General features: G+C 60.7%; 24 protein-coding genes. 12 read left to right on the top strand and 12 right to left on the bottom strand.

Going from position 1 to position 25709, the window contains the following annotated elements; translation table 11 throughout:
- Nucleotides 1–178 precede the first annotated feature (178 nt).
- Nucleotides 179–697: a glycine cleavage system protein R gene (locus ABV589_RS12250; protein ID WP_367085980.1), complete on the top strand. Its 519-nt coding sequence runs from the start codon at nt 179–181 to the stop codon at nt 695–697.
- 223 nt (nt 698–920) lie between these two features.
- On the opposite strand, the gene rarD is transcribed toward ABV589_RS12250, so the two are convergent.
- The 7 genes from rarD to ABV589_RS12215 form a co-directional block, all read right to left on the bottom strand.
- Nucleotides 921–1808 carry an EamA family transporter RarD gene (gene rarD / locus ABV589_RS12245; RefSeq protein ID WP_367085979.1) on the bottom strand — a complete coding sequence of 296 codons (888 nt, stop codon included), beginning with the start codon at nt 1806–1808 and terminating at the stop codon, nt 921–923.
- A 133-nt stretch (nt 1809–1941) separates the two neighbouring features.
- A complete protein-coding gene (locus ABV589_RS12240; RefSeq protein WP_367082536.1) occupies nt 1942–2751 on the bottom strand; it encodes an IS3 family transposase in 810 nt (269 codons plus the stop codon).
- Nucleotides 2752–2771: 20 nt separating this feature from the next.
- Complete coding sequence (locus tag ABV589_RS12235; protein ID WP_367082534.1) at nt 2772–3068, bottom strand: transposase; 297 nt, start codon at nt 3066–3068, stop codon at nt 2772–2774.
- A gap of 128 nt (nt 3069–3196) precedes the next feature.
- Nucleotides 3197–4171, bottom strand: coding sequence for a serine/threonine protein kinase (locus tag ABV589_RS12230; protein WP_007966536.1), 975 nt, complete (start codon nt 4169–4171; stop codon nt 3197–3199).
- A 182-nt stretch (nt 4172–4353) separates the two neighbouring features.
- Entirely contained in the window at nt 4354–6255 is a 1902-nt protein-coding gene (locus ABV589_RS12225) for a PhoX family phosphatase (RefSeq protein WP_367085977.1), read from the bottom strand.
- A gap of 71 nt (nt 6256–6326) precedes the next feature.
- Entirely contained in the window at nt 6327–7091 is a 765-nt protein-coding gene (locus ABV589_RS12220) for a TOBE domain-containing protein (protein WP_367085976.1), read from the bottom strand.
- Nucleotides 7092–7281: 190 nt separating this feature from the next.
- Complete coding sequence (locus tag ABV589_RS12215) at nt 7282–8016, bottom strand: ComF family protein (protein ID WP_367085974.1); 735 nt, start codon at nt 8014–8016, stop codon at nt 7282–7284.
- A gap of 91 nt (nt 8017–8107) precedes the next feature.
- Here ABV589_RS12215 and bioB point away from each other — a divergent pair, with 91 nt between their 5' ends.
- The 9 genes from bioB to ABV589_RS12170 all read left to right on the top strand — a co-directional run bounded on the left by bioB (nt 8108) and on the right by ABV589_RS12170 (nt 18645).
- On the top strand, nt 8108–9163 hold the full coding sequence (gene bioB, locus ABV589_RS12210) for a biotin synthase BioB (RefSeq protein WP_367085973.1): 1056 nt from the start codon (nt 8108–8110) through the stop codon (nt 9161–9163).
- A gap of 160 nt (nt 9164–9323) precedes the next feature.
- Nucleotides 9324–10502, top strand: a complete 1179-nt coding sequence (gene bioF, locus ABV589_RS12205; RefSeq protein WP_367085972.1) for an 8-amino-7-oxononanoate synthase — start codon at nt 9324–9326, stop codon at nt 10500–10502.
- Complete coding sequence (locus ABV589_RS12200; protein WP_367085970.1) at nt 10495–11226, top strand: alpha/beta fold hydrolase; 732 nt, start codon at nt 10495–10497, stop codon at nt 11224–11226. The genes bioF and ABV589_RS12200 overlap by 8 nt, the downstream gene beginning before the upstream one ends.
- The gene (gene bioC / locus ABV589_RS12195; RefSeq protein WP_367085969.1) at nt 11219–12031 is read left to right on the top strand and encodes a malonyl-ACP O-methyltransferase BioC; all 813 of its coding nucleotides are present in this window, start codon (nt 11219–11221) and stop codon (nt 12029–12031) included. Before ABV589_RS12200 ends, bioC begins: the two co-directional genes overlap by 8 nt.
- Nucleotides 12028–12708, top strand: coding sequence for a dethiobiotin synthase (bioD, locus tag ABV589_RS12190; protein ID WP_367085968.1), 681 nt, complete (start codon nt 12028–12030; stop codon nt 12706–12708). The genes bioC and bioD overlap by 4 nt, the downstream gene beginning before the upstream one ends.
- 108 nt (nt 12709–12816) lie before the next feature.
- A complete protein-coding gene (locus ABV589_RS12185) occupies nt 12817–13113 on the top strand; it encodes a hypothetical protein (protein WP_003228898.1) in 297 nt (98 codons plus the stop codon).
- Between the two features lie 276 nt (nt 13114–13389).
- Nucleotides 13390–15195: a phenylacyl-CoA dehydrogenase gene (locus ABV589_RS12180; RefSeq protein ID WP_123589027.1), complete on the top strand. Its 1806-nt coding sequence runs from the start codon at nt 13390–13392 to the stop codon at nt 15193–15195.
- A 192-nt stretch (nt 15196–15387) separates the two neighbouring features.
- Nucleotides 15388–16677, top strand: coding sequence for a GGDEF domain-containing protein (locus ABV589_RS12175; protein ID WP_367085967.1), 1290 nt, complete (start codon nt 15388–15390; stop codon nt 16675–16677).
- Between the two features lie 189 nt (nt 16678–16866).
- A complete protein-coding gene (locus ABV589_RS12170; RefSeq protein ID WP_027610696.1) occupies nt 16867–18645 on the top strand; it encodes an acyl-CoA dehydrogenase C-terminal domain-containing protein in 1779 nt (592 codons plus the stop codon).
- A 227-nt stretch (nt 18646–18872) separates the two neighbouring features.
- Here the strand turns inward: ABV589_RS12170 and ABV589_RS12165 are convergent, their stop codons facing one another.
- The gene (locus tag ABV589_RS12165) at nt 18873–19802 is read right to left on the bottom strand and encodes a LysR family transcriptional regulator (protein WP_367085966.1); all 930 of its coding nucleotides are present in this window, start codon (nt 19800–19802) and stop codon (nt 18873–18875) included.
- Nucleotides 19803–19971: 169 nt separating this feature from the next.
- Here ABV589_RS12165 and ABV589_RS12160 point away from each other — a divergent pair, with 169 nt between their 5' ends.
- Both ABV589_RS12160 and ABV589_RS12155 read left to right on the top strand, forming a co-directional pair.
- Complete coding sequence (locus ABV589_RS12160) at nt 19972–21255, top strand: aminotransferase class III-fold pyridoxal phosphate-dependent enzyme (RefSeq protein WP_367085965.1); 1284 nt, start codon at nt 19972–19974, stop codon at nt 21253–21255.
- 196 nt (nt 21256–21451) lie between these two features.
- The gene (locus ABV589_RS12155) at nt 21452–21610 is read left to right on the top strand and encodes a YqaE/Pmp3 family membrane protein (protein WP_003228885.1); all 159 of its coding nucleotides are present in this window, start codon (nt 21452–21454) and stop codon (nt 21608–21610) included.
- 136 nt (nt 21611–21746) lie between these two features.
- Here ABV589_RS12155 and ABV589_RS12150 read toward each other — a convergent pair whose 3' ends face one another.
- The 4 genes from ABV589_RS12150 to pqqC are packed head-to-tail and all read right to left on the bottom strand — an operon-like array spanning nt 21747 to nt 25692.
- Nucleotides 21747–23558: a S9 family peptidase gene (locus ABV589_RS12150; RefSeq protein WP_367085963.1), complete on the bottom strand. Its 1812-nt coding sequence runs from the start codon at nt 23556–23558 to the stop codon at nt 21747–21749.
- Nucleotides 23524–24696 carry a pyrroloquinoline quinone biosynthesis protein PqqE gene (gene pqqE, locus ABV589_RS12145; RefSeq protein WP_329697234.1) on the bottom strand — a complete coding sequence of 391 codons (1173 nt, stop codon included), beginning with the start codon at nt 24694–24696 and terminating at the stop codon, nt 23524–23526. The genes ABV589_RS12150 and pqqE overlap by 35 nt, the downstream gene beginning before the upstream one ends.
- Entirely contained in the window at nt 24668–24943 is a 276-nt protein-coding gene (gene pqqD / locus ABV589_RS12140; RefSeq protein ID WP_041070005.1) for a pyrroloquinoline quinone biosynthesis peptide chaperone PqqD, read from the bottom strand. The genes pqqE and pqqD overlap by 29 nt, the downstream gene beginning before the upstream one ends.
- Nucleotides 24940–25692 (bottom strand): pyrroloquinoline-quinone synthase PqqC, encoded by a 753-nt coding sequence (gene pqqC / locus ABV589_RS12135; RefSeq protein WP_003228879.1) that lies wholly within the window; start codon nt 25690–25692, stop codon nt 24940–24942. The genes pqqD and pqqC overlap by 4 nt, the downstream gene beginning before the upstream one ends.
- Between the last annotated feature and the right edge of the window lie 17 nt (nt 25693–25709).

Raw genomic sequence — 25709 nt, 5'->3', positions numbered from 1 at the left:
CCGCTCGGGTGCGAAGCACCCGCAACAGATATGACTGACTGGAGAGGGCGTCCTGCGGCCGCCAGCGGGAGCAAGCTCCCTCGCCACAGGTGTTGTTCACTTGAGCATGGCGGCTGAATGTCGACGCTTGCCTATACTTGCCTTTCTATAACAAAAGTCATGACAAGAGGGCGGCGCCATGGACCATCTCGTACTCACCGTGTTTGCTCCGGACAAACCCGGGCAGGTCGAGCGCATCGCCCTATGCATCGCTGAGCACGGCGGCAACTGGCTGGAAAGCCGCATGTCACGGATGGCCGGGCAGTTCGCCGGGATTCTGCGGGTGGGCGTACCGGCGGAGGCTTACGACGAATTAGTCGATTCCCTACAAGCACTGTCGGCACAAGGCATTCGCGTGCTGATCGCCGAGAGTGGCATCGAGCAGTCCTGCACCTGGAAACCGATCGCCATGGAATTGGTGGGCAATGACCGCCCGGGCATCGTGCGCGACATCACCCGCTTGCTCAGCGAACAGGGGGTGAACATCGAACGGCTGGTGACCGAAGTGCGCCCGGCGCCGATGAGCAGCGAGCCGTTGTTTCACGCCGAAGCGATCCTCGCGGTGCCGCTGACCCTGTCGCTGGACGTGCTGCAATCGCGGCTGGAAACCCTGGCCGATGATCTGATGGTCGAACTGGTGCTGCGCACAGACCTTTAAGCGGTGCTTGGGTTATCCAGTTTTAACGTGCACCTGCCTGTGGATAACCTGTAGAGACCGGGCGCAACGCCACGCTGGCCGTGGCTTTCCGGAAGTTGATCAAAAAACCGCCAGCATTCAGTGACTTGCGCACAAACGGCGGGGATCACGCTGTGGATAACCTTGGGAAGGAACGTTGCAGACCACGAGAACCGTGGCCTGCGAAGCTTTGTGCGTTTTTTGATCAGCTGCGCCGGCGCAAGCTGATCACCGCATCGACGCTGTAAACGGCCAGACCGGCCCAGATGAAGATGAACGCGATCAGCGTGCTCGACGACAAGTGCTCACCAAACAGCAGCACCGCCTGCAGCAGCACCAGGGTTGGCGCGGTGTACTGGAGGAAACCGATGGTGGTGTAGGGCAGGTGCCGGGTGGCAGCGTTGAAACAGACCAGCGGGATGAGCGTCACAGGACCCGCCGCGACCAGCCACCAGGCTTGGGAAGTGGTCCAGAATTCCGGTTGTGCGCTGGTTGCGGTCTGGTTGAACAGCAGCCAGGCCACGGCAATCGGTACCAGCATCCAGGTTTCCACCACCAGCCCCGGCAAGGCCTTGACCGGCGCCTGTTTGCGGATCAAGCCGTAAAAACCGAAGGTCAGCGCCAGCACCAGCGAGACCCACGGCAGACTGCCGACCTGCCACACCTGCTGCGCCACGCCAACGGCCGCCAACCCCACCGCGATCCACTGCATGCGCCGCAGACGTTCGCCGAGAATCAGCATCCCCAGCAGCACGTTGACCAACGGGTTGATGTAGTAACCGAGGCTCGCTTCGAGCATGCGCCCGTTGTTCACCGACCACACGTAGGTCAGCCAGTTGGCCGCGATCAGGGTGCCGCTCAGGGCCAGAATCGCCAGACGCCTGGGGTTGTCGAGCAACTCGCGCAACCAGCCCGGATGCTTCCACACCATCAGCAGCAAGGCGCCGAACAGCGCCGACCACAACACGCGGTGAATGATGATCTCGACAGCGGGGACTTCGGCGATGGCTTTGAAGTAGATCGGGAACAGGCCCCAGATGATGTAGGCACTCAGGCCCAGAATGTACCCGCGACGCGGGTTGGCGGCTTGCATGCAGAATCCTTGCTTAGGCAGCTGACAAAGCAGGGATTGTAAGGAGGTTGTATAGATGTGTCGTGCCAGAAAGCAAAAAGATCGCAGCCTGCGGTGTAGTGGTTCAGTTTTTTTAAACCACTCCGTAGGAGTATTAGGCCGCCTGCTGCTCAAACAGCGCAGGCGGCAAGTGGTTCGAGGCAGAGTGGCAACGACGATGGTTGTAGTGATGAACAAAATTCATCACATCCTTCTCCGCTTCGAAATGGTTTTGGTAGCCGTTTTCCGGCATCCAATCGTGTTTCAACGTCCTGAAATAGCGCTCAACCACTGCGTTATCCCAGCAGTTTCCTCGACGACTCATGCTCTGAACGATCCGGTTTTCTGCCAAGCAGCCAACAAATCGATCAGCGGTGTACTGGCAGCCCTGGTCTGAGTGAAATAGCAACGCAGGCATCGGACGGCGTAGTGACACTGCTAACCTTAGCGCCCTTGCAGACAGTTCAGCATCGGCAGTTCGGGAACAGGCCCAACCCACAATTCTGCGTGAAAACAGATCCATCACCACCGCCAGATAAAGCCAGCTATTTCCGACTCGGATGTAGGTAATGTCACCGGCCCAAAGTGTGTCTGGCTGGGTCGGATTAAAACGCCGATCAAGTATGTTCGGTGCAACAATCGCTGGTTTCGTAGCGCGTCGATAGTGGGCATAACGCGGTCTGCGTCGGTGTAGACCAAAGGTGTTGATCAGCGTGCGCATTCGACAGCGCCCAATAAAAATCCCCTCTTTTCTTAGCTCTCTGGAAAACCCACGAGTACCTAACGCCTCACGATGTTCTTTATGCATCGCACGAAGTTTACGCCTCAGCAAGCGCAGTTCAGGCTTCAGGCGCTTGGGTTTACGCTTGGTGTAATAGCTGCTTCGAGCAACGCCAAGCACTGAGCACATGCGCCGAATCGACATTGCACCTCGAACGCCATCAATCACTTGGTTCGACCGAACAGAACCTTTAGATGAGAGGGCAATTGCTTTTTTAGTACTTGGTTCTCGGCTTCAAGCAGTGCCAGCTTTGCCTGGAGCGATTCGATCAGTTCCTGATCCTGCAATCGCGGTGGCTGCGACATGCCTTCCTGCTCTCGACGCCAGCGCGAAACCCAGCGACGCAGGGCCGTAGGGCCCACACCAGTAGCTTCACAGGCTTTAGGGGTGGAGTAATTCATCTCCACGACCAAGCGAATGGCTTCTGCTTTTTCCTCTGACGTGACAACCCGATATCCCATGATGCTTCCTTAAATCGACGCTCCTACATCATGGTCTAAAAAAATTCGACCACAACACGGCAGCTCCTACAGGGGGAACGCATTCCCATGTAGGAGCTGCCGAAGGCTGCGATCTTTTGATCTTTAAATCAGAACAACTTCAAAGGTTCTTCGTTGAGCGCCGACAGCTGTTCGCGTAGCGCCAACACCTGATCGCCCCAATACCGTTCCGTACCAAACCACGGAAAGCTGTGCGGGAACGCCGGGTCGTCCCAGCGCCGCGCCAGCCAGGCGCTGTAATGCATCAGGCGCAGGGCGCGCAGCGGTTCGATCAGCGCCAGTTCGCGCGGGTCGAAGTCATGGAATTCGTTGTAGCCATCCATCAGCTCCGAGAGCTGGCCGAGGCAATCCTGACGGTCGCCCGCCAGCATCATCCAGATGTCCTGCACCGCCGGGCCCATGCGGCAGTCGTCGAGGTCGACGATGTGGAACATCTCGTCGCGGCACATCATGTTGCCGGGATGGCAGTCGCCGTGCATGCGGATGTTCTGGTGCGGTGTGTTGGCATACGCATCTTCCACGCGTTTAAGCAGATCGCGGGCGACAGACTCATAGGCCGGCAGCAGGCTCTTGGGAATGAAATTGCCTTCGAGCAAAGTGTTCAGCGAGGCGTGGCCGAAGTTCTGCACGGCGAGCGCTTCGCGGTGTGCGAACGGCTTGGTGGCGCCGACGGCGTGAATGCGCCCGAGCAACTGGCCGAGGCGATACAGCTGATCAAGATTGCCCGGCTCCGGCGCACGCCCGCCACGACGAGGGAACAGGGTGAAACGGAAACCGGCGTGTTCGTGCAGGGTCTGGCCGTTGTGGATCAGCGGCGCCACCACCGGGATTTCGACATCGGCCAGCTCGAAGGTGAACTGGTGTTCTTCGAGGATGGCTTCGTTGGTCCAGCGCTGCGGACGGTAGAACTTGGCGATCAGCGGTTCGGAGTCTTCGATGCCGACCTGGTAGACGCGGTTTTCGTAGCTGTTGAGCGCCAGAATGCGCGCGTCACTCAGGAAGCCGATGCTTTCGACGGCATCGAGCACGAGATCGGGTGTGAGGGTTTCAAACGGGTGGGCCATGCTGACTCCTGCGCGCAGCAGGCTGCCGCGTCCGGCCCAGCATGGTAGCGCAGATGGCAGCGGGGGAGGTGGCTGGTGTCTGGGAGGACGCTATCGCTGGCAAGCCAGCTCCCACAAAGTCTTGCACTATTTTCAAATTAGCGCAGAACCTGTGGGAGCTGGCTTGCCAGCGATTAGGCCTGTCAGGCGCCGACTATTCCGCCATCCTCACGGGTAATCGCCATCACCGAGGAGCGCGGCTTGCCGTTCGGCAGATGCTCGGGGAAGGTCGAGCCGCCGTTTTCGCCCGGATGCTGAATCCCGACAAACAGGGTTTTCTGATCCGGCGAGAAGCTGATCCCGGTGACTTCGCAACCAATCGGCCCGACCATGAAGCGGCGGATCTCGCCGGTCCTGGGATCGGCGCAGAGCATCTGGTTGTTGCCCATCCCGGCAAAGTCCCCGGCATTGCTCGAGTCGCCGTCGGTGAGAATCCACAAGCGCCCGGCCTTGTCGAAGCCCAGCCCGTCCGGGCTGTTGAACATGTTCTGCGGGGTGATGTTCTTCGATCCGCCCTTCGGCGTACCGGCGTGCACCCCCGGGTTGCCGGCAACCACGAACAGATCCCAGGCAAACGTCTTCGACGCGTGATCGTCGCGGTCGGTGCGCCAGCGCAGGATTTGCCCGTAGACGTTCTTCTCGCGCGGGTTCGGCCCGCCCACCGGCTGGCCGTCTTCGCCACGTTTGGCGTTGTTGGTCAGGGTGCAATAGACCTGGCCGTCCTTCGGACTGACCACGATCCACTCCGGGCGGTCCATACGCGTGGCGCCGACCACACTGGCGGCGAGGCGGGCATGGATCAGCACTTCGGCCTGATCGGCGAAACCGCTGCTGGCGTCGATGCCGTTCTTGCCGTGGGTCAGTTCGATCCACTGGCCCTGGCCTTTCGGGTGATCCGGATTGCCGTCTCCGGCGTCGAACTTGGCCACGTACAGGGTCCCGTGGTCGAGGATGTCGCGGTTGGCTTTCGGGTTGCGATGGTTGATGCGGTCGCGGCTGACGAATTTGTAGATGAACTCGCCACGCTCGTCGTCGCCCATGTACACCACGGCGCGACCGTCGTCGGTCTCGGCCAGGGCGGCGTTTTCATGCTTGAAGCGACCAAGGGCGGTGCGTTTGACCGGGGTCGATTGCGGATCGAACGGATCGATTTCCACAACCCAGCCGTGCCGGTTGAGTTCGTTGGGGTTTTTGGCCATGTCGAAGCGCGGGTCGAACGGGTGCCAGTTGATTTCGCGACTGGCGGCCGACACGCCGTAGCGCTTTTGCGCTGGGTCGAACTGCTGCTGGGCGTTGCTGCTGCCGAAGCAGTCGGTGAAGTTTTCTTCGCAGGTCAGATAGGTGCCCCACGGTGTCTTGCCGTTGGCGCAGTTCTGGAAGGTGCCGAGGACTTTCTTGCCGTGCTTGTCGGCGGCCGTCTTCATCAGCTCATGACCGGCCGCCGGGCCGCTGATGCGCAGCGGCGAGTTGCCGTGGATGCGGCGGTTGTAGCGCGAGCCCTGAACGAACTGCCATTGGCCGTTCCTGCGCTGCACTTCAATTACCGATACACCTTCGCAGGCCAGTGCCTTACGCACGTCTTCGGCCGACTGCGGCATGCCGCCGTGCGGGTAGAGGTAGCGGTAGTTGGTGTATTCGTTGTTGATCGCCATCAACGCACGGTTGCGGTCGTCGGGGAATTCGAACAGGCTCATGCCGTCGTTGTTGTCGCCGAACTGCACTTCCTGGGCGGCGGCAGTGCCATTGCCGCTCGGGTCGAACGCCGGGGCGTTCTTGTGCAATGGCTGACCCCAACTGATCAGCACCGAAGACTTGTAGCCCTTGGGCAGGCTGATGACGTCGGTGGTCGCGGCGGGAATGCTCTCGAAACCGAGCAGGCGGCTGTTGCCGGCGCTGATGCCGGTGGCCAGTGCGCTGCGGCTGAGCAGGTTACCGCCGAGGAACATGGCGGCACCGCACAACGCACCGGCGCTGATGAAACCGCGACGGCTGAGGCCGACCATCTTTTCCAGATCTGTGGATTGGTTTTCTTCTAATAGGCTCACATCAGGCTCCCTGCTTGGTTTTGGCAGCAACCTTAATGGGAGGCGATGAAGTTTTTGTTGCAGAAAGTCCGTTACAGCGGCGTGCCAATCAGCACATTGGACGGCGAGAACTGCACCTGCACCGGTTGCCCGACGCTGAGCCCGCGAGTGCGAAGCAGCAACGGCTCAGCCAGAGCGCAGAGCGTCTGGCCGTTGGGCAGGGCGACGCGCACTTCGCTGGGGCCGTCTTCGGCATCGAGAATGGCTTCGAGGGTGCCTTTGAGAAGATTGTGTCCAGATGTTGCCGCTTGATCCGCCGCCAACAATTCAAGCCAGCCGGCCTTGATCAATGCCACCACTTCGGTGCCCGGTTGCAGCTCCAGGTGCACGGTGCTGTCGTGAGTGATCTGCGCATCGATCCACAGGCCTTCGGCCAGTTCGAGGCGGATCAGGTCATTGCGGCCCTGACCTTCGATGGCCACGACTTTGCCGTGCAGTTGGTTGCGCGCGCTGGTGCGCAGCATCAATCGCCCGAGCAGGTCCAGATCGCTGGCGTCTTCAGCGGCTTCCAGCACCTGCGCCTGCAAGGCTTGCAGCTTTTGATACAGACGCAGCACCCGCTCACCTTCGCTGGACAATCTGGCGCCACCGCCGCCCTTGCCGCCGACGGCGCGCTCCACCAGTGGCTTTTGCGCCAGATTGTTCAGCTCATCGATCGCATCCCAGGCGGCCTTGTAACTCAACCCGGCGCTTTTTGCCGCGCGGGTGATCGAGCCCTGTTCGGCAATGTGTTGCAGAAGGGCGATGCGCTGCGGACGGCGGACGATGTGCTGGGAGAGCAGGCTGGGCAGGGACATGAAGTGGGTGCTTTTTTTCACTGTGGCGGTGGAGAGTGAAGTTGGCGGCTTGCGACGCATCAGTCAAGCCAAACACAGTGCCCTTGTAGGAGTGAGCCTGCTCGCGATGGCGGTGGAACAGTCAGCATCAATGTTGGCCGTGATTGCGCTATCGCGAGCAGGCTCACTCCTACAAGGGATTGTGTCGGTTTCAGTTTCCGGGTTTTGGCGTGCGCGCCAAGCAATACACGTCAACTCGCGCCGCCCCTGCATCCCTCAGCAGTCGCGCCAGTGCCTGGGCCGTGGCTCCGGTAGTCAGCACGTCATCGATCAATGCGAAGTGCCGACCTTTCACTTCAACGCCGGGCGCCAGGGCGAAGGCGTGACGCAAATTGCGTTTGCGCGCCTTGGCGTCTAAGTCCTGTTGGGCGCTGGTGTCGTGGATCCGCCGTAAAGCGTGTTCCTCAAACGGCAGATCCAGCTGTTGGCTCAACCAGCGCCCCAGCATCGCCGCTTGATTGAAGCCGCGTTTACGCAAGCGTTTGTTCGCCAACGGCACCGGCAACAACACGTCGGGTTGCGGCAAACCTTCATCGAAGCGATGTTGCAGGTATTGTCCGGCAACGTCGGCGAGCAAGTGACCAAACGGCCATTTCGCGTTGTGTTTAAAACGCGTAATCAGACTGTCCACCGGGAAGTCATAACGCCAGGGCACCACCACCTGTTCGAACGCCGGCGGCTCTAGCAGGCATTCGCCGCAGGTCAGGCCGGCGGCCGGCATAGGCAAAGCGCAGGTCTGGCAATGGTCGCCAAGCCAGGGCAGATCGGTTTCGCAGGCGACGCAAATTGGCATTTCTGCTTCTGCAGGTTCATCGCACAGCAAGCAGGTCTGTACGTTTTTTAAACAGATGTAAACCTGTTTTTCGTCTCGTGGTTGACAGCGCATGGCTCTTCCTTAAATATGCCGAACATCCGTGTCGCGCCTGTGGGTATTCAGTTCCCGCAGGCGCCAGCCAAGCATAACCAAGGAACTGCCCATGAGCGCCAGCACCTCTGCCACCCTGCGTCACGACTGGTCTTTAGCCGAAGTCAAAGCGCTCTTCGTACAGCCATTCAACGACTTGCTGTTCCAGGCGCAGACTGTGCACCGCGCACATTTCAACGCCAACCGCGTGCAGGTTTCCACGCTGCTGTCGATCAAGACCGGTGCCTGCCCGGAAGACTGCAAGTACTGCCCGCAGTCCGGTCACTACAACACCGGCCTGGAAAAAGAAAAGCTGATGGAAGTGCAGAAAGTCCTCGAAGAGGCTGCCCGCGCCAAGGCCATCGGCTCGACCCGTTTCTGCATGGGGGCGGCGTGGAAGCACCCGTCGGCCAAAGACATGCCGTATGTGCTGAAGATGGTCGAAGGCGTGAAAGCCATGGGCCTGGAAACCTGCATGACCCTCGGTCGTCTCGATCAGGAACAGACCGAAGCGCTGGCCAAGGCTGGCCTTGATTACTACAACCACAACCTCGACACCTCGCCGGAGTTCTACGGCAGCATCATCACCACCCGCACCTACAGCGAGCGCCTGCAGACCTTGGCCTACGTGCGCGAGTCGGGAATGAAGATCTGCTCCGGCGGCATTCTCGGCATGGGCGAGTCGCTGGACGATCGCGCCAATCTGCTGATCCAGTTGGCCAACCTGCCGGAGCATCCGGAATCGGTGCCGATCAACATGCTGGTGAAAGTCGCCGGCACGCCGCTGGAAAACGCCGAAGACATCGACCCGTTCGACTTCATCCGCATGCTCGCTGTCGCGCGCATCCTCATGCCGCAGTCCCATGTGCGCCTGTCCGCCGGCCGTGAAGCGATGAACGAGCAGATGCAGGCGTTGGCGTTCTTCGCCGGTGCCAACTCGATTTTCTACGGCGACAAACTGCTGACCACTGCCAACCCGCAGGCCGACAAGGACATGCAACTGTTCGCGCGCCTTGGCATTCAGCCGGAAGCACGCGAAGAGCATGCCGATGAAGTGCATCAGGCCGCGATCGAGCAGGCGCTGGTGGAGCAGAAGAGCAGCGAGCAGTTCTATAACGCTGCCATCTAAGTTTTTGATGCGATGCAAAACCCTGTGGGAGCTGGCTTGCCAGCGATAGCGCACTGGCTGTCGACATCTATGTTGAATGTGCCACCGTCATCGCTGGCAAGCCAGCTCCCACAGGGTCTGTGTCCGTCTTGATTCATCTGATCTGACTGTCGAGGCCTGCATGTCTTTCGATCTCGCCGCACGCCTTGCTGCCCGCCGTGCCGAAAATCTCTATCGCCAGCGGCCGCTGCTCGAGTCCCCGCAGGGGCCTGAAGTGGTGGTTGACGGGCAGCCGTTGCTGGCGTTCTGCAACAACGACTATCTGGGCCTGGCCAATCACCCGCAGGTGATCGAAGCCTGGCGCGCCGGTGCCGAGCGCTGGGGTGTCGGTGGCGGGGCGTCGCATCTGGTGATCGGTCACAGCGGCCCGCACCATGCGCTGGAAGAAGCATTGGCCGATCTTACGGGCCGGCCGCGTGCGCTGTTGTTCACTACCGGCTACATGGCCAACCTTGGCGCGGTCACGGCGCTGGTCGGGCAGGGCGATACGGTGCTGGAAGACCGGCTCAATCACGCCTCGTTGCTGGATGCCGGTCTGCTGTCCGGCGCGCGGTTCAATCGTTACCTGCACAATGACGCCGACAGCCTGGCCAGGCGCCTGGAGAAAGCCACCGGCAATACGCTGGTGGTCACCGACGGCGTGTTCAGCATGGACGGCGATCTTGCCGACCTGCCGGCGCTGGCCCGCGAGGCCAAGGCCAAAGGCGCGTGGCTGATGGTCGATGATGCCCATGGCTTCGGCGCGTTGGGCGCCACTGGCGGCGGGATCGTCGAGCATTTCGGCTTGAGTCAGGACGATGTGCCGGTGCTGGTCGGTACCCTCGGCAAGGCGTTCGGCACTGCGGGTGCCTTCGTCGCTGGTAGCGAAGAGCTGATCGAAAGCCTGATCCAGTTCGCCCGCCCGTACATCTACACCACCAGCCAGCCGCCGGCGCTGGCCTGCGCGACGCTGAAAAGTCTGGAATTGCTGCGCAGCGAACACTGGCGTCGTGAACATTTGCAGACGCTGATCCGCCAGTTCCGCCACGGCGCCGAGCAGATCGGTCTGCAACTGATGGACAGCTTCACCCCGATCCAGCCGATCCTGATCGGCGACGCCGGTCGCGCCGTGCGCCTGTCGCGGATGCTGCGCGAGCGCGGCTTGATGGTCACGGCAATCCGTCCGCCTACCGTCCCGGCGGGTAGTGCACGCCTGCGCGTGACCCTGACCGCCGCCCACAGCGAAGCGCAGGTGCAGCTATTGTTGGAAGGACTGGCCGATTGTTTCGCCCAACTGTCGTCGGAGCCAAGCCATGCGTGATCGCCTGATTCTGCTGCCCGGCTGGGGCCTCGGTATTTCGCCGCTGGAGCCTCTGGCCGCGGCGTTGCGGGGGCTCGATGAACATCTGCATGTCGAGATCGAACCGTTGCCGGAACTTGATTCCAGCGACTTGCAGGACTGGCTCGACGAACTCGATGAACGTATCGCTCAGGACGTGTGGCTGGGCGGCTGGTCGCTGGGCGGCATGCTTGCCTCTGAATTGGCGGTACGGCGCGGCGAGCGTTGTTGCGGTCTGCTGACACTGGCGAGCAATCCGTCCTTCGTTGCTCACGAGCAGTGGCCGAGTGCGATGCCCGGCGAGACGTTCGATGCGTTTCTCGCCGGCTGCCAGATAGATCCGCGGATAACCCTCAAGCGTTTCTCGCTGTTGTGTGCCCAGGGCGCGCAAGATCCGCGCGGCTTGTCGCGGCTGCTGTCAGGCGGTGCGCCGAATGCGGCACCCGAGACCTTGATGGCCGGACTGGAACTGCTCGCACAACTCGATACCCGTGAAGCGTTGCAGGCGTTTCGTGGCCCGCAGTTGCACCTGTTCGCCGGGCAGGACGGTCTGGTGCCGGCGGAAGCGGCGGGGGCGTTGTTTGCGCTGTTGCCGGATATCGAAATTGGTCTGATCGAACAGGCCAGCCATGCATTTCTTCTGGAAGACCCCCATGGCGTGGCGGGTGCGATCCAGGCTTTTCTACACGAGTGCGGTGATGACTGATTTGTCTTTTGTTGCGCTGCCTGGTGGCTTGCCCGACAAGCGCCAGGTGGCGGCCTCGTTCTCGCGCGCAGCGGCCAGCTATGACAGCGTTGCCGAGTTGCAGCGTGATGTTGGTTCGCAGTTGTTGCAGCGTTTGCCGGCGGATTTTGTGCCGTCGCGTTGGCTGGATCTGGGCTGCGGCACCGGTTACTTCACTCGCGCACTGGCCGAGCGATTTGCCGAGGGTCAGGGGCTGGCGCTGGATATCGCCGAGGGCATGCTCAACCACGCACGGCCATTGGGCGGTGCGCAGCATTTCATCGCCGGTGATGCCGAGCGCCTGCCGCTGCGGGACGCGACCTGTGATCTGATCTTCTCCAGCCTCGCCGTACAGTGGTGCGCGGACTTCGAATCGGTGCTCAGTGAAGCACTGCGTGTACTGAAACCCGGCGGGATTTTCGCGTTTGCTAGTCTTTGTGTCGGGACGCTGTACGAATTGCGTGACAGCTGGCGGCAGGTCGATGGCCTGGTGCACGTCAACCGCTTCCGCGAATTCGCCCGGTATGAGCAGTTGTGTGCCGAAAGTGGCTTGCGTGCGCTGAGTCTGCAGAATCAGGCGCATGTGCTGCACTACCCGGATGTGCGCAGCCTGACCCACGAACTCAAGGCGCTCGGTGCGCACAATCTCAACCCCGGTCGGCCAGGTGGCTTGACCGGACGCGAGCGGATTCTCGCTCTGGTCGAGGCTTACGAGCAGTTCCGTCAGACTCCGGGATTGCCGGCAACTTACCAGGTGGTCTACGCCGTGTTGGAGAAACCCTTATGAGCGCAGCCTATTTCATCACCGGGACTGACACCGATGTCGGCAAGACCACAGTGGCTGCCGGGTTGCTGCATGCTGCGCGCTCTGCCGGGCTGAGTACGGCGGCAGGCAAACCGGTGGCGTCGGGCTGTGAAGTGACGCCCAAGGGCTTGCGCAATGCCGATGCGCTGGCGCTGCTGGCCGAAAGCTCGGTGCCGCTGACTTATCAACAGGTCAATCCGGTAGCTTTCGAGCCAGCCATCGCGCCGCATCTGGCAGCGCGTGAGGCCGGTGTCGCGTTGACGGTGCAATCGCTGCTGGCGCCGATGCGCGAAATTCTGGCGCTCAATGCCGATTTCACCTTGATTGAAGGCGCGGGGGGCTGGCGGGTGCCGCTGGCGGATCAGGACAATCTGTCGGATCTGGCCATCGCGCTGAAGCTGCCGGTGATTCTGGTGGTGGGCGTGCGGCTGGGCTGTATCAGTCATGCCTTGCTGACGGCCGAGGCAATTGCCCGTGATGGTCTGCAACTGGCCGGTTGGGTGGCCAATATCATTGATCCAAAGACCTCGCGGCTGGAAGAGAATCTGGCGACGCTGGCCGAACGGCTGCCGGCGCCTTGTCTGGGGCGCGTGCCGAAACTCAAGGCGCTCAGTGCCGAAGCGGTGGCTGCCCACTTGCAACTCGATCTGCTGGATTAATGCTTTTGCTATGACAGGGCACTGTGCCATCAGTATTTTTGACGGGTGTTTTTCTGACGCCTCTGCTTCAATGGCAGCCATTGATCCTTCCCAAGGATGAGAACTCCCATGGAAATCTCCGGTAACACAGCTTTTTATGCGGGTTTGAGTACCATTCAGACCGGGCAGAATCGTGTTGATCAGGCGGCCAGCCAGATCGCCAACAACACCATCGAACGCTCGGTCACCAGCCAGTCTTCCGAAGCGCAGGTTGATCGTCTGCGTGGTATCGACCGCAGCCAGCAGATGGATCCGGGCAGTGCGATGGCCGAGATGGCTCAAGGCAAGTTTCAGGTGGAGCTGGGCACCAAGGTCGCCAAGGCTTCCGATGAAATGCTCGGTACGATCATCGATACGTTTGCCTGACTTTTCACGATCACCGTTTACCGAACGCCGCGCACTGTCGCGGCGTTTTTCGTTGTAAGTCCTTCTCCCTCAACTAATCTTTTTCTATCGCCCATGCTGCTCCGCGGTTCATGGCAGGTTGCTGTGTCCGGGATTTGAAAGAGCCGATGACGAACGGCAAAAGATCGACGCTTGACAAGATTTCGGCGTAAACGTATGTTTCAAACAACTGTTTGACCGTCACAACAAATCAATGCGGTCGTTCATTCCCGGTTACATCAGCAGAGGTTTATCGCTATGCCTGACTACAAGGCCCCCTTGCGTGATATTCGCTTCGTTCGTGACGAACTGCTCGGTTACGAAGCGCACTATCAGAGCCTTCCAGCTTGCTCCGAAGCAACGCCGGACATGGTTGACGCCATTCTCGAAGAAGGCGCCAAGTTTTGTGAGCAGGTACTGGCACCGCTGAACCGCGTGGGCGACCTCGAAGGCTGCACCTGGAGCGAGTCCGGCGTGAAAACCCCGACTGGCTTCAAAGAAGCCTACAAGCAATTCGTCGAAGGCGGCTGGCCAAGCCTGGCCCATGACGTCGAGCACGGCGGTCAAGGCCTGCCTGAGTCGCTGGGTCTGGCTGTGAGCGAAATGGTCGGCGAAGCCAACTGGTCGTGGGGCATGTACCCGGGACTGTCGCACGGCGCGATGAACACCATTTCCGAGCACGGCACCCCTGAGCAGCAAGAAGCCTATCTGACCAAACTGGTCTCCGGCGAGTGGACCGGCACCATGTGCCTGACCGAACCGCACTGCGGCACCGACCTGGGCATGCTGCGCACCAAGGCCGAACCTCAGGCCGACGGTTCCTACAAGGTTTCCGGCACCAAGATCTTCATCTCGGCCGGTGAACACGACATGGCCGACAATATCGTCCACATCGTACTGGCCCGCCTGCCGGACGCTCCGGCTGGCACCAAAGGCATTTCCCTGTTCATCGTTCCAAAATTCCTGCCGAACGCCGATGGCACCATCGGTGCGCGCAACGCAGTGAGCTGTGGTTCGCTGGAACACAAGATGGGCATCCACGGCAACGCCACTTGCGTGATGAACTTCGACGGTGCCACCGGTTTCCTGATCGGCCCGGCGAACAAAGGTCTGAACTGCATGTTCACCTTCATGAACACCGCACGTCTGGGTACCGCGCTGCAAGGTCTGGCTCACGCCGAAATCGGCTTCCAGGGCGGCCTGAAATACGCTCGCGATCGTCTGCAAATGCGCTCCCTGACTGGCCCGAAAGCGCCGGACAAAGCCGCTGATCCGATCATCGTGCACCCTGACGTACGCCGCATGCTGTTGACCATGAAGGCATTCGCCGAAGGCAACCGTGCGATGGTGTACTTCACCGCCAAACAGGTCGACATCGTCAAATACGGCGTGGACGAAGAAGAGAAGAAGAAAGCCGACGCACTGCTGGCCTTCATGACGCCGATCGCCAAAGCGTTCATGACCGAAGTCGGTTTCGAAGCCGCCAACCACGGCGTGCAGATCTACGGCGGCCACGGCTTCATCGCCGAGTGGGGCATGGAGCAGAACGTTCGCGACAGCCGCATCTCGATGCTGTACGAAGGCACCACCGGTATTCAGGCACTCGACCTGCTGGGCCGCAAAGTGCTGATGACTCAAGGCGAGGCCCTGAAAGGCTTCACCAAGATCGTCCACAAGTTCTGCCAGAACAACGAAGGCAACGAAGCCGTCAAAGAGTTCGTTGCACCGCTGGCTGCACTGAACAAGGAATGGGGCGAGCTGACCATGAAGGTCGGTATGGCGGCCATGAAAGATCGCGAAGAAGTCGGCGCGGCCTCCGTGGATTACCTGATGTACTCCGGTTACGCCTGCCTGGCCTACTTCTGGGCTGACATGGCGCGTCTGGCAGCGGAAAAACTGGCCGCCGGCACCAGCGACGAGGCGTTCTACACCGCCAAGCTGCAAACCGCGCGCTTCTACTTCCAGCGCATCCTGCCACGTACCCGTACCCACGTGGCCACCATGCTGTCGGGCGCCAACAACCTGATGGACATGAAAGAAGAAGACTTCGCACTGGGCTACTAAGCCTTAACGTGGTCTGACGAAAACCGCTGCTCCCTTGGGGGCAGCGGTTTTTTTGTTTCCGAATCGCTCAGAAACCCGGGTTTTCTGCCGTTAAAGAGACTGCGTGTGATCTGGATCACATTGTGTGTGCTTAACTGGCCACGTTGCAGGCACAATGCCATCTCTTTGATATGACGGGTCGGAGCTTTACCCTTGCCGCGTTCTTCCGCTGTACGTTTCAGTCATTTTCTACCTTCACTGCTGTTGTTGCTCGCGGGGTTGGCGGCTGCGTACGTCAAAGACCTCAACGTGTTCTTCACTTCCCTGTTCAATGTGCTGCCGACTCTGGTGCTGCTGTTGGGCGGCGCTTACTGTGCGGTTTACCGACGTCAGCGCGAACTGTTTCTTATGCTCACGGTGTACATCGCCTACTTCTTGCTCGACACCCAGACCGACTACTACCGCGACAACGGCAAAGTCCGCGAGGACGCCGCCGTGGTGTTCCACCTTGTTTGTCTGCTGTTGCCGCTGCTGTTCGGGCTGTTCGCCGCGTGGCAGGAACGCACGCATCTGTTCCAGGACATGGTGGCGCGGTTCGCCGTGTTGCTGGCCTTCGGCAGTGTCGCCCTCGGCCTTGAACAGAGTTATCCCCAGGCGTTATTGATGTGGCTCTCGGAAATTCGCTGGCCGGCGCTGCACGGCGCCTGGATGAGCCTGATCCAGCTGTCCTATCCGGTATTTCTCTCGGCATTCCTGCTGTTGGCCTGGCAATACTGGCGCAACCCGCGCCCGCTGCATGCAGCACAACTGGTCGGCCTGCTCGGGGTGTTCTGGATGCTGCCGAAAACCTTCATCCTGCCGTTCACCTTGAACATCATGTGCAGTCAGGTGATGTTGATGATTGCCGCCGCCGTGGCGCATGAAGCCTATCAAATGGCCTTCCGCGATGAACTCACCGGTCTGCCGGGGCGTCGTGCGCTCAATGAACGGATGCAGCGCCTGGGCCGTAACTATGTGCTGGCGATGAGCGACGTCGATCACTTCAAGAAATTCAACGACACCCACGGTCATGACGTCGGTGACCAAGTACTGCGACTGGTCGCCAGCAAGCTGTCGAAAATCAGCGGTGGTGGTAGGGCGTATCGCTATGGGGGTGAAGAATTCGCCTTGGTGTTTGCGGGCAAAACCCTCGAAGAGTGCATGCCGCACCTGGAAGTCATCCGCGAGTCGATTGCCTCCTACAACATCCAGTTGCGTAATCAGGAGAACCGCCCGCAGGACGATCAGCAAGGTCGCCAGCGTCGTGGCGGAACCGGTGCCTCTAGTGTATCGGTCACGGTCAGTATTGGCGTTGCCGAGCGCGTCGAGCAACGCACCCCGGAAGAAGTCCTCAAGTCCGCCGACCAGGCGTTGTACAGCGCCAAGGGCGCCGGGCGTAACTGCGTCATGGCGTTCGGACAGAACCGTCGCGGCGCGGTGCGGATGGACAGCGCCGCTGGCTGAATCAAGCCACGCTTCATCACTCAAAAGCCCGCTGATTGCGGGCTTTGTTTTATCGCTGAATGCCGATGACCAAAAATAACAAATCAGTCACCGGTTGACCCTATGTGTCGCAAAAGTTGTTGAGGTACACTCGGCCTCAACGAAAACACTCTTCCACGAATCACCTGTTTAGATCTTGCGAGGTTTGCTATGGCTGACTACAAAGCGCCGCTGCGCGATATGCGCTTCGTCCTCAATGAAGTATTCGAAGTCGCCAAACTCTGGGCCGAACTGCCGGCGTTGGCCGAGACTGTCGACGCAGAAACCGTAGAAGCCATTCTCGAAGAAGCCGGCAAGGTCACCAGCAAAAGCATCGCCCCCCTGAGCCGCGCAGCCGATGAAGAAGGCTGCCACTGGAAGGACGGTGCCGTCAGCACCCCGGCCGGTTTCCCACAGGCCTATCAGACTTACGCCGAAGGTGGCTGGGTCGGCGTCGGTGGCGATCCGGCCTACGGCGGCATGGGCATGCCCAAGGCTGTTTCGGCTCAAGTAGAAGAAATGGTCAACTCCGCCAGCCTGTCGTTCGGTCTGTATCCGATGCTGACCGCCGGTGCCTGCCTGTCGATCAACGCCCACGCCAGCGAAGAGCTGAAGGCCGCCTACCTGCCGAACATGTACGCCGGCATTTGGGCCGGTTCGATGTGCCTGACCGAGCCGCACGCCGGCACCGACCTGGGCATCATCCGCACCAAGGCCGAACCGCAGGCCGATGGTTCCTACAAGGTCAGCGGCACCAAGATTTTCATCACCGGTGGTGAGCACGACCTGACCGAGAACATCATTCACCTGGTGCTGGCGAAACTGCCGGACGCACCGGCTGGCCCGAAAGGCATTTCGCTGTTCCTGGTGCCGAAGTTCATGGTCAATGCCGATGGCAGTCTGGGCGCGCGCAACCCGGCCAACTGCGGTTCGATCGAACACAAGATGGGCATCCAGGCGTCCGCGACCTGCGTGATGAACTTCGATGAAGCTGTGGGCTATCTGGTCGGCGAGCCGAACAAGGGCCTGGCGGCGATGTTCACCATGATGAACTACGAACGTCTGGGCGTCGGCATTCAAGGCCTGGCCAGCGGCGAGCGTTCCTATCAGAACGCCGTCGAATATGCGCGCGATCGTCTGCAAAGCCGTTCGCCGACCGGCGCGCAGAACAAGGACAAGGTTGCTGACCCGATCATCGTCCACCCCGACGTGCGTCGCATGCTGCTGACCATGAAAGCCTCGAACGAGGGCGGTCGCGCCTTCTCCACCTACGTGGCGATGCAACTCGACACCGCCAAGTTCAGCGAAGACGCGACCACCCGCAAGCGCGCAGAAGATCTGGTCGCGCTGCTGACCCCGGTGGCCAAGGCATTCCTCACCGACCTGGGCCTGGAAACCACCGTCCACGGCCAGCAGATTTTCGGCGGCCACGGCTACATCCGCGAGTGGGGCCAGGAGCAGCTGGTGCGTGACGTGCGCATCACCCAGATCTACGAAGGCACCAACGGCATTCAGGCGCTGGACCTGGTCGGGCGCAAGATCGTCGGCAGCGGTGGCGCGTTCTACAAGCTGTTCGCAGACGAGATTCGCCACTTCACCGCAACCGCCAGCGCTGACCTCGGCGAATTCACCAAGCCGCTGAACGATGCCGTCAGCACTCTCGATGAGCTGACGGCGTGGCTGCTGGATCGGGCGAAAACCAATCCGAACGAAATCGGCGCAGCCTCGGTCGAATATTTGCAAGCGTTCGGCTACACCGCTTATGCCTACATGTGGGCACTGATGGCGAAAGCCGCGCTGGGCAAAGAAGCGCAGGACGATTTCTACGCCAGCAAGCTGGGCACCGCACGCTTCTATTTCGCCCGACTGCTGCCGCGTATCCACTCGTTGAGCGCGTCGGTGAAGGCGGGTAGCGAGTCGCTGTTCCTGCTGAATGCTGAGCAGTTCTGATGATGTAACGTCATGTAAGCATTCTCTTACATGACGTGCTGCTGTTCTCCCATAGGCGTGGATTGGATCCACAGCTAATCTACAACTCATGGACGTCGCGCAGGAAGCGCAAAGCAACAACACGGACACGTAGGATTCTGCCAGGATGGCGGAGTGAAATGGATGTCAGGGAAACAGTCTGCAAAGCCCCGCTTCGGCGGGGTTTTCTTTTGCCTGCAGAAAAGTTTTCAGGCCAGCGGATCCAGTGGCGGCGTGGCTTTAAGCAGTTTGTCCTCACGCTGAATCACTTCTTCCAGCAATGTGCGCAGCAACGCCAAAGACGCCTGTTGACGCTGCACGTCGCGGCATACCAGTCCAACCTTCAGCGGCACCCGTGGTTCGCTCAACGGCTTCCACAGCAGATCCTGCTCGTCGTATTCCCTCTGTGAGCGCCCGGGCAGCACCGTCGCCAGTTTGGTGTGCGGCAGACTGTCGAGAATCCCCAGCATATTGTTCAGCTCGGCCTGTACTTGCGGGCGCCGACCCAGGCTGGTCAGTTGGGCCTGCCAGATCTGCCGGATCTGAAACTCTTCGCCCAGCAGCAACATTGGCAATTCCGCAGCCTGCCGCATCGAGACTTTCTTGAATTCACGCAGCGGATGATCCGCCGGGATGACCAGCGTCAGCTCATCTTCATACAGCATCACGCCATGCAGCCCCGGTTGGCGCGGCGGCAGGTAGCTGATGCCGATGTCCAGCGAGCCGTTGAGCAAACGGCGCTCGATCTCCAGGCCCGTCAGTTCATAGATCTGCACCACAAGATGCGGCTGCGCCTTGCGTACCCGTTCGAGCATTTGCGGCACGAGGCTGGTGTGCACGGTTTGCAGTACGCCGATCGCCAGCGTGCGCAAGGCCTGCCCCTTGAAGTTGCCCAGCGCTTCCCGCGCACGCTGCAAACCGTCGAGCAGTGGCAGGGCGTGGTTGTACAGCGTGTGCGCGGCGAGGGTCGGCAACAGGCGCTTGCTGCTGCGCTCGAACAGCGTGACGTCGAGGTTCTGTTCGAGCTGGCGGATCTGCTGCGACAGCGCCGGTTGCGAGATCGACAGGCGTTCGGCAGCGCGGCCGACATGGCCCTCTTCGTAGACCGCGACGAAATAACGCAGTTGTTTGAAATCCATAAGTAATGCTTATCGAAAATGCTGGTAAATCGAAATGGCCCGAAGCCGTCAGTGAGCCTAGTCTAACCGCAATCACAAGGCTTGCAGGGCCAGAGAGCGCGATGAATAGCGTTTGCTTCGACAGTGTTTGCATAGGCAGTTCAAAAAACCTCAAACGAGGTTTTTTTCAATGAATCTGTTCAGTTTGCGGCGCCAGGCGCCGAGTCTTGATGACCTCGCTTTCGAGGCGGGGCTACCTCAAGCAGGCGATAGCCTGAATGCCGAGCGACTGATGCCCAGTGTCGAACGGCCGCAGCAGGTGTTCGTGCGCGGCCAGGGCTCCTGGTTGTGGGACAGCAATGACCGCGCCTACCTCGACTTTTCCCAGGCCGGCGGCGCCAACAGCCTCGGCCATAGCCCCTCGGCACTGGTCAAAGCCATCGCCAGCCAGGCTCAGGCGTTGATCAATCCCGGGTTCAATCTGCACAACCGCGGCATGCTTAGCCTTGCCGAGCGCCTGTGTGCCAGCACCTTGAGCGATCAGGCTTACCTGCTCAACAGCGGCAGCGAAGCCTGCGAGGCAGCGATCAAACTGGCGCGCAAGTGGGGCCAGCTGCATCGTGGCGGCGCGTCGCGGATCATTGTTGCCAGACAAGGCTGTCACGGCCGTAGTCTGGCGACGATTTCCGCGTCGGACAGCTGCAACCTGCACAACCGTTTCGCGCCGTTGCTGCCGGGTTTCGATCTGGTGCCGTTCAACGATTTGCCGGCGCTGCATGCGGCTGTCGATGCGCAAACCGTGGCGATCATGCTCGAGCCGATCCAGAGTGATGCCGGGGTGATTCCTGCTACCGAGCATTATCTCAAGGGTGTCGAACGGCTGTGCCGCGAGCTGGGCATTCTGCTGATCCTCGACGAAGTGCAGACCGGCATCGGTCGCTGCGGGACATTGCTCGCCGAACAGTCCTTTGGCGTGCGCGCCGATATCGTCGTGCTCGGCAAGGGCCTCGGTGGCGGCGTTCCTCTGGCGGCGTTGTTGGCCCGGGGCAAAGCCTGCTGCTTCGAGGCAGGTGAACTGGGCGGGACTCATCATGGCAACGCACTGATGACCGCGGCCGGTCTGGTGGTGCTCGATAGCGTGCAGGACCGCAGCTTCCTCGAACAGATCAAAGACAACGGTCAGCACCTGCGCGAAGGTCTGGCTCGATTGGCACATCGCTACGGCCATGGCGAATTGCGCGGGCGAGGGCTGTTCTGGGGGCTGAGCCTGTCAGAGGATTGCGCTGATGCCGTAGTCAATGCCGCCCTGCACGAAGGCCTGCTGCTCAACGCGCCGCAAGCCGACTGCCTGCGTTTCACGCCGGCTCTCACGGTCAGCAAGGCCAACATCGACGAAATGCTCCTGCGCCTGACCCGCGCCTTCTCGCGAGTGCGCACCGCGCAACTGCAATGCCGCAAAGGCATTGCCGTCTGAGCTGAAGTTTCCTGCCCGATTTGAAGAACCGTCTCGCGGTATAACGCACGCCTCACGCCTGATTCTTTTGGCGTGGGGCGTTTTTTTGTGCCCCATGGTGGCGATCAAATGGCGTTTGCACTGAACCCTGACGAACGGCGCAGGTCGATTAGCTTGTATGGCTCATGTGAGCCAACCCCCATTCAGGAGCTGACCCATGGACTTCATTCGTATCATCATCGCCATTCTGTTGCCGCCACTGGGTGTGTTTCTGCAGGTCGGATTTGGCGGGGCGTTCTGGCTGAATATTCTGCTGACGCTGTGCGGTTATATCCCGGGGATCGTGCATGCGGTGTACATCATCGCCAAGCGCTGAGTATTGCCCAGTCAGATAAAAAGCCATCGCGAGCAGGCTCACTCCTACAGGAGATTTGTGTTGTGAACACGGTCAACTGTAGGAGTGAGCCTGCTCGCGATAGGGGCACCGCTATTTTGAAATGTAAATGCGATGCTCAGTCCGCCAACCCCATCACCCGCCGATAGAACTTCCATTCCTGCTCCAGCGCATGCGCCTGATTCACCGCCCGGCGAAAGCCATGGCGCTCCTCGGCGTAATAATGCGCCTCGACCGGGATGCCGTTTTGCTCCAGCGCCGCGACCATGTCGCGGGTCTGTTGCGGCACCACCACCGCATCCAGCTCACCCTGAAAGAAAATCACCGGCACCCGGATGTTGCTCGCATGCAGTAGCGGCGTGCGGGCGGCGTAGCGCTCGGCGTCCTGCTCAGGATCACCGATCAGCCAGTCCAGATAATCACCTTCAAACTTGTGGGTTGCCCGGGCCAGTGCCACCGGGTCGCTGACGCCGTACAAACTGGCGCCCGCGCGGAACACCTGCTGAAACGCCAACGCGCATAAGGTGGTGTAACCGCCGGCACTGCCGCCACGGATAAACGCGCGTTCGCCGTCGATCAGACCTTGTTCGGCCAGATACGCCACCACCGCGCTGGCGTCCTCGACATCCACCTCGCCCCAACTCAGATGCAGCGCCTGACGGTATTCGCGGCCATAACCGCTACTGCCGCGATAGTTGAGATCGGCGACGGCGAAGCCGCGTTGCGTCCAGTACTGAATACGCGGGTCGAGCATCGGGTAGCAGGCCGAGGTCGGGCCGCCGTGGATGAACACCACCAGCGGTGGCTGCGGCTCGTCATTCATCGCCGGATAGAAGAAACCGTGGGCCTCCCCGCTGCCGCTCGGGTAGCGCAAGGTCTGCGGACGGCTGATGCGCTCCGCCGGTAGAGGTGCAACACCCCCGGCCAGCACTTGCACCGAGCGGGTTGTGCGTTCGATGGCAATCACCGCCGAAGGGCTGATCGGCGAGGCGGCGATGCAGTAGATGAATTGCGAATCCAGTGCCAGATGCCGGAAGCGGCTGTAATCGCCGGTGAAGTCCTCGCCGTCGAGCGCCAGGCGACCAAAACCGCCTTCGCTCCAACTCGCCAGAAACGAATCGCCCACTGGCAGCCAAGTGCAGCCGCCCATTTGCCACGGGGCGGGCGCATGATCGGCCTCGGCACTTGGCAGTCGCTGCAAGCCGTCGGACGTTTCGCCCCATGGCTGCCAGAAGCCGCCGCGATCGGTCAGGCAATACAGGCGACCTTGGGCATCGAACCGTGGTTGTTGGATCGACTCTTCACGGTCATCACCTGCGACACAGCAAGGTGCAGAATATCCACGTCCGGCCGCACGTTCGGCCACCATCAATCGCGTCGACGTCCATGGCTGATGCGGCCGGCTCCACTCGATCCAGGCCAGTCGCGAACCGTCCGGACTGAGGGTCGGCGCAGCATAGAAATCCGCACCCTCAGCCAGTAGACTACGTGCGCCGTCAGCCAGGTTGATCGCCACCAGCCGATGCTGGTCACTTAGCTCCTCAACCGCCAACACCTGCCCGTCGGCAAAGTGCAGATCGCCATAACGACATTCACCAGCAGTCAGCGCTTGGGGCGCGCCATCCAGCGCCTGCCGATACAACTGCTGATCCGCCTCATTGACGAAAACCACCCCGTCCGGCGTCAGACAAAACGCGCCACCGCCGTATTCGTACACCCGGCTGCGCACACTGAAGCCATTCGGCGTCAGACATTTCGCCACGCCGTCGCGCCAGTGCCAGATCCGGCACGCGGCATCTTCCGGGCGATATTCATTCCAGAACAAGCCGTGGGCACCGAGTTGCAGTTCGGCGAAATCCATTCCGGCGGCGACGGCCTGGGCGGCGCTGAAAGGCTCAGCCCTTGGCGATGAGGCGTGAGTTTCGTTCATTACGGAAGGCCAGTTGTTCGATGGTCTGAGTGGCGTGCTCGGCTTCTTCGCGGGCCGCAAGGATCACGCCGTGATGTTCGGACTTGCTGCACACCGGGTCGGCATTGCTCGCGTCCCCCGTGAGCATGAACGCCTGACAGCGGCAGCCGCCGAAGTCCTGTTCCTTCTCGTCGCAGGAGCGGCATGGCTCGGGCATCCAGTCGTAACCGCGAAAGCGGTTGAAGCCGAACGAGTCGTACCAGATGTGCTGCATGCTGTGGTCGCGCACGTTGGGAAATTGTACCGGCAGCTGTCGGGCACCATGACAGGGCAGGGCAGTGCCGTCCGGAGTCACCGTCAGAAAGATACTGCCCCAGCCGTTCATGCAGGCTTTCGGACGTTCTTCGTAGTAATCCGGGGTGACGAATATCAGCTTGCACGGATGCCCTTCGGCTTCCAGTTTGGCGCGGTATTCGTTGGTGATGCGTTCGGCGCGCACCAGTTGTTCCTTGGTCGGCAACAGGCCGACACGGTTGAGCTGCGCCCAGCCGTAGAACTGGCAGGTAGCAAGTTCGACGAAGTCCGCTTCGAGCGCAATGCACAGCTCAATGATGCGGTCGATCTTGTCGATGTTGTGCCGATGGGTGACGAAGTTCAGCACCATCGGATAACCGTGGGCCTTCACCGCGCGGGCCATTTCCAGTTTCTGCGCGAAAGCCTTTTTCGAGCCGGCGAGCAGGTTGTTCACTTGCTCGTCACTGGCCTGGAAACTGATCTGGATGTGATCGAGACCAGCCTTTTTGAAGTCGCTGATCTTCTGCTCGGTCAGACCGATGCCGGAAGTGATCAGGTTGGTGTAGAAACCCAATTGCCGCGCTTCACGGATCAGCTCCGCGAGGTCCTGACGCACCAACGGTTCGCCACCGGAGAAACCCAGTTGCGCCGCGCCCATCTCCCGCGCCTCGCGGAAGACCTTGATCCACTGCTCGGTGCTCAGCTCTTTGCCCTGCTCGGCGAAATCCAGCGGATTGGAGCAGTACGGGCATTGCAGCGGGCAGCGGTAAGTCAGCTCGGCGAGCAGCCACAGCGGCAGGCCGACTTCAGGTTTTGGCGGTACTTGCACCGATGCTTCAGGCAAGTTCGATCCAGTGCTGCGCACGGGCAACCTCCATGAATTGCTCGATGTCGTCACCGAGCTCGGGCACGCCGGGGAACTGCTCGTCGAGTTTGGCGATGATCGCCGCGACATCGCGTTCACCGTCGATCAAACCGCCGATCAGCGCAGCGCTGTCGTTGAGCTTGATCATGCCCTCGGGGTAGAGCAGCACGTGACCTTTTTGCGCCGGCTCATACTGAAAACGGTAGCCGGGGCGCCAGGTCGGGATCTTGCTGCGATCAAAACTCATAGGGTGATTCCTTTGTGCCAGACCCGCTGCTCGGTGACGCTGTGATACGGCGGGCGGTTGAGTTCGTAAGCCATGCTCATGGCATCGAGCATGCTCCAAAGAATGTCCAGTTTGAACTGGAGAATTTCCAGCATGCGCTCCTGACCCTCACGGGTCTTGTAATGCTCGAGCGTAATCGCCAGACCATGCTCGACATCGCGCCGCGCCTGTCCGAGGCGGGTGCGGAAATATTCGTAGCCGGCCGGGTCGATCCACGGGTAATGCTGCGGCCAACTGTCGAGGCGCGACTGGTGGATCTGCGGCGCGAACAGTTCGGTCAACGAGCTGCTGGCGGCTTCCTGCCAACTGGCGCGGCGGGCGAAGTTGACGTAGGCATCGACGGCGAAACGCACGCCGGGCAGCACCAGTTCCTGGGAGCGCAGCTGATCCGGGTCGAGGCCGACTGCTTGACCGAGACGCAGCCAGGCTTCGATGCCGCCGTCTTCACCGGGGGCGCCGTCGTGGTCGAGCAGGCGTTGAATCCACTCGCGACGGATCTCGCGATCCGGGCAGTTGGCGAGGATCGCCGCGTCTTTCAGGGGGATGTTCACCTGATAGTAGAAGCGGTTGGCGACCCAGCCCTGAATCTGCTCGCGGGTGGCACGGCCTTCATACATCGCCACGTGATACGGGTGGTAGATGTGGTAGTAGGCGCCTTTGGCGCGCAGGGCGGCTTCGAATTCGGTGGGGGACAGCGGGGTGTCGGTCATTGCGGTTCTCCGGGGAA

It is taken from the genome of Pseudomonas sp. HOU2, assembly GCF_040729435.1.
Taxonomy (GTDB): Bacteria; Pseudomonadota; Gammaproteobacteria; order Pseudomonadales; family Pseudomonadaceae; genus Aquipseudomonas.
Note: the sequence above shows the minus strand (reverse complement) of the source record. Positions and strands in the feature narration are given on the sequence as shown.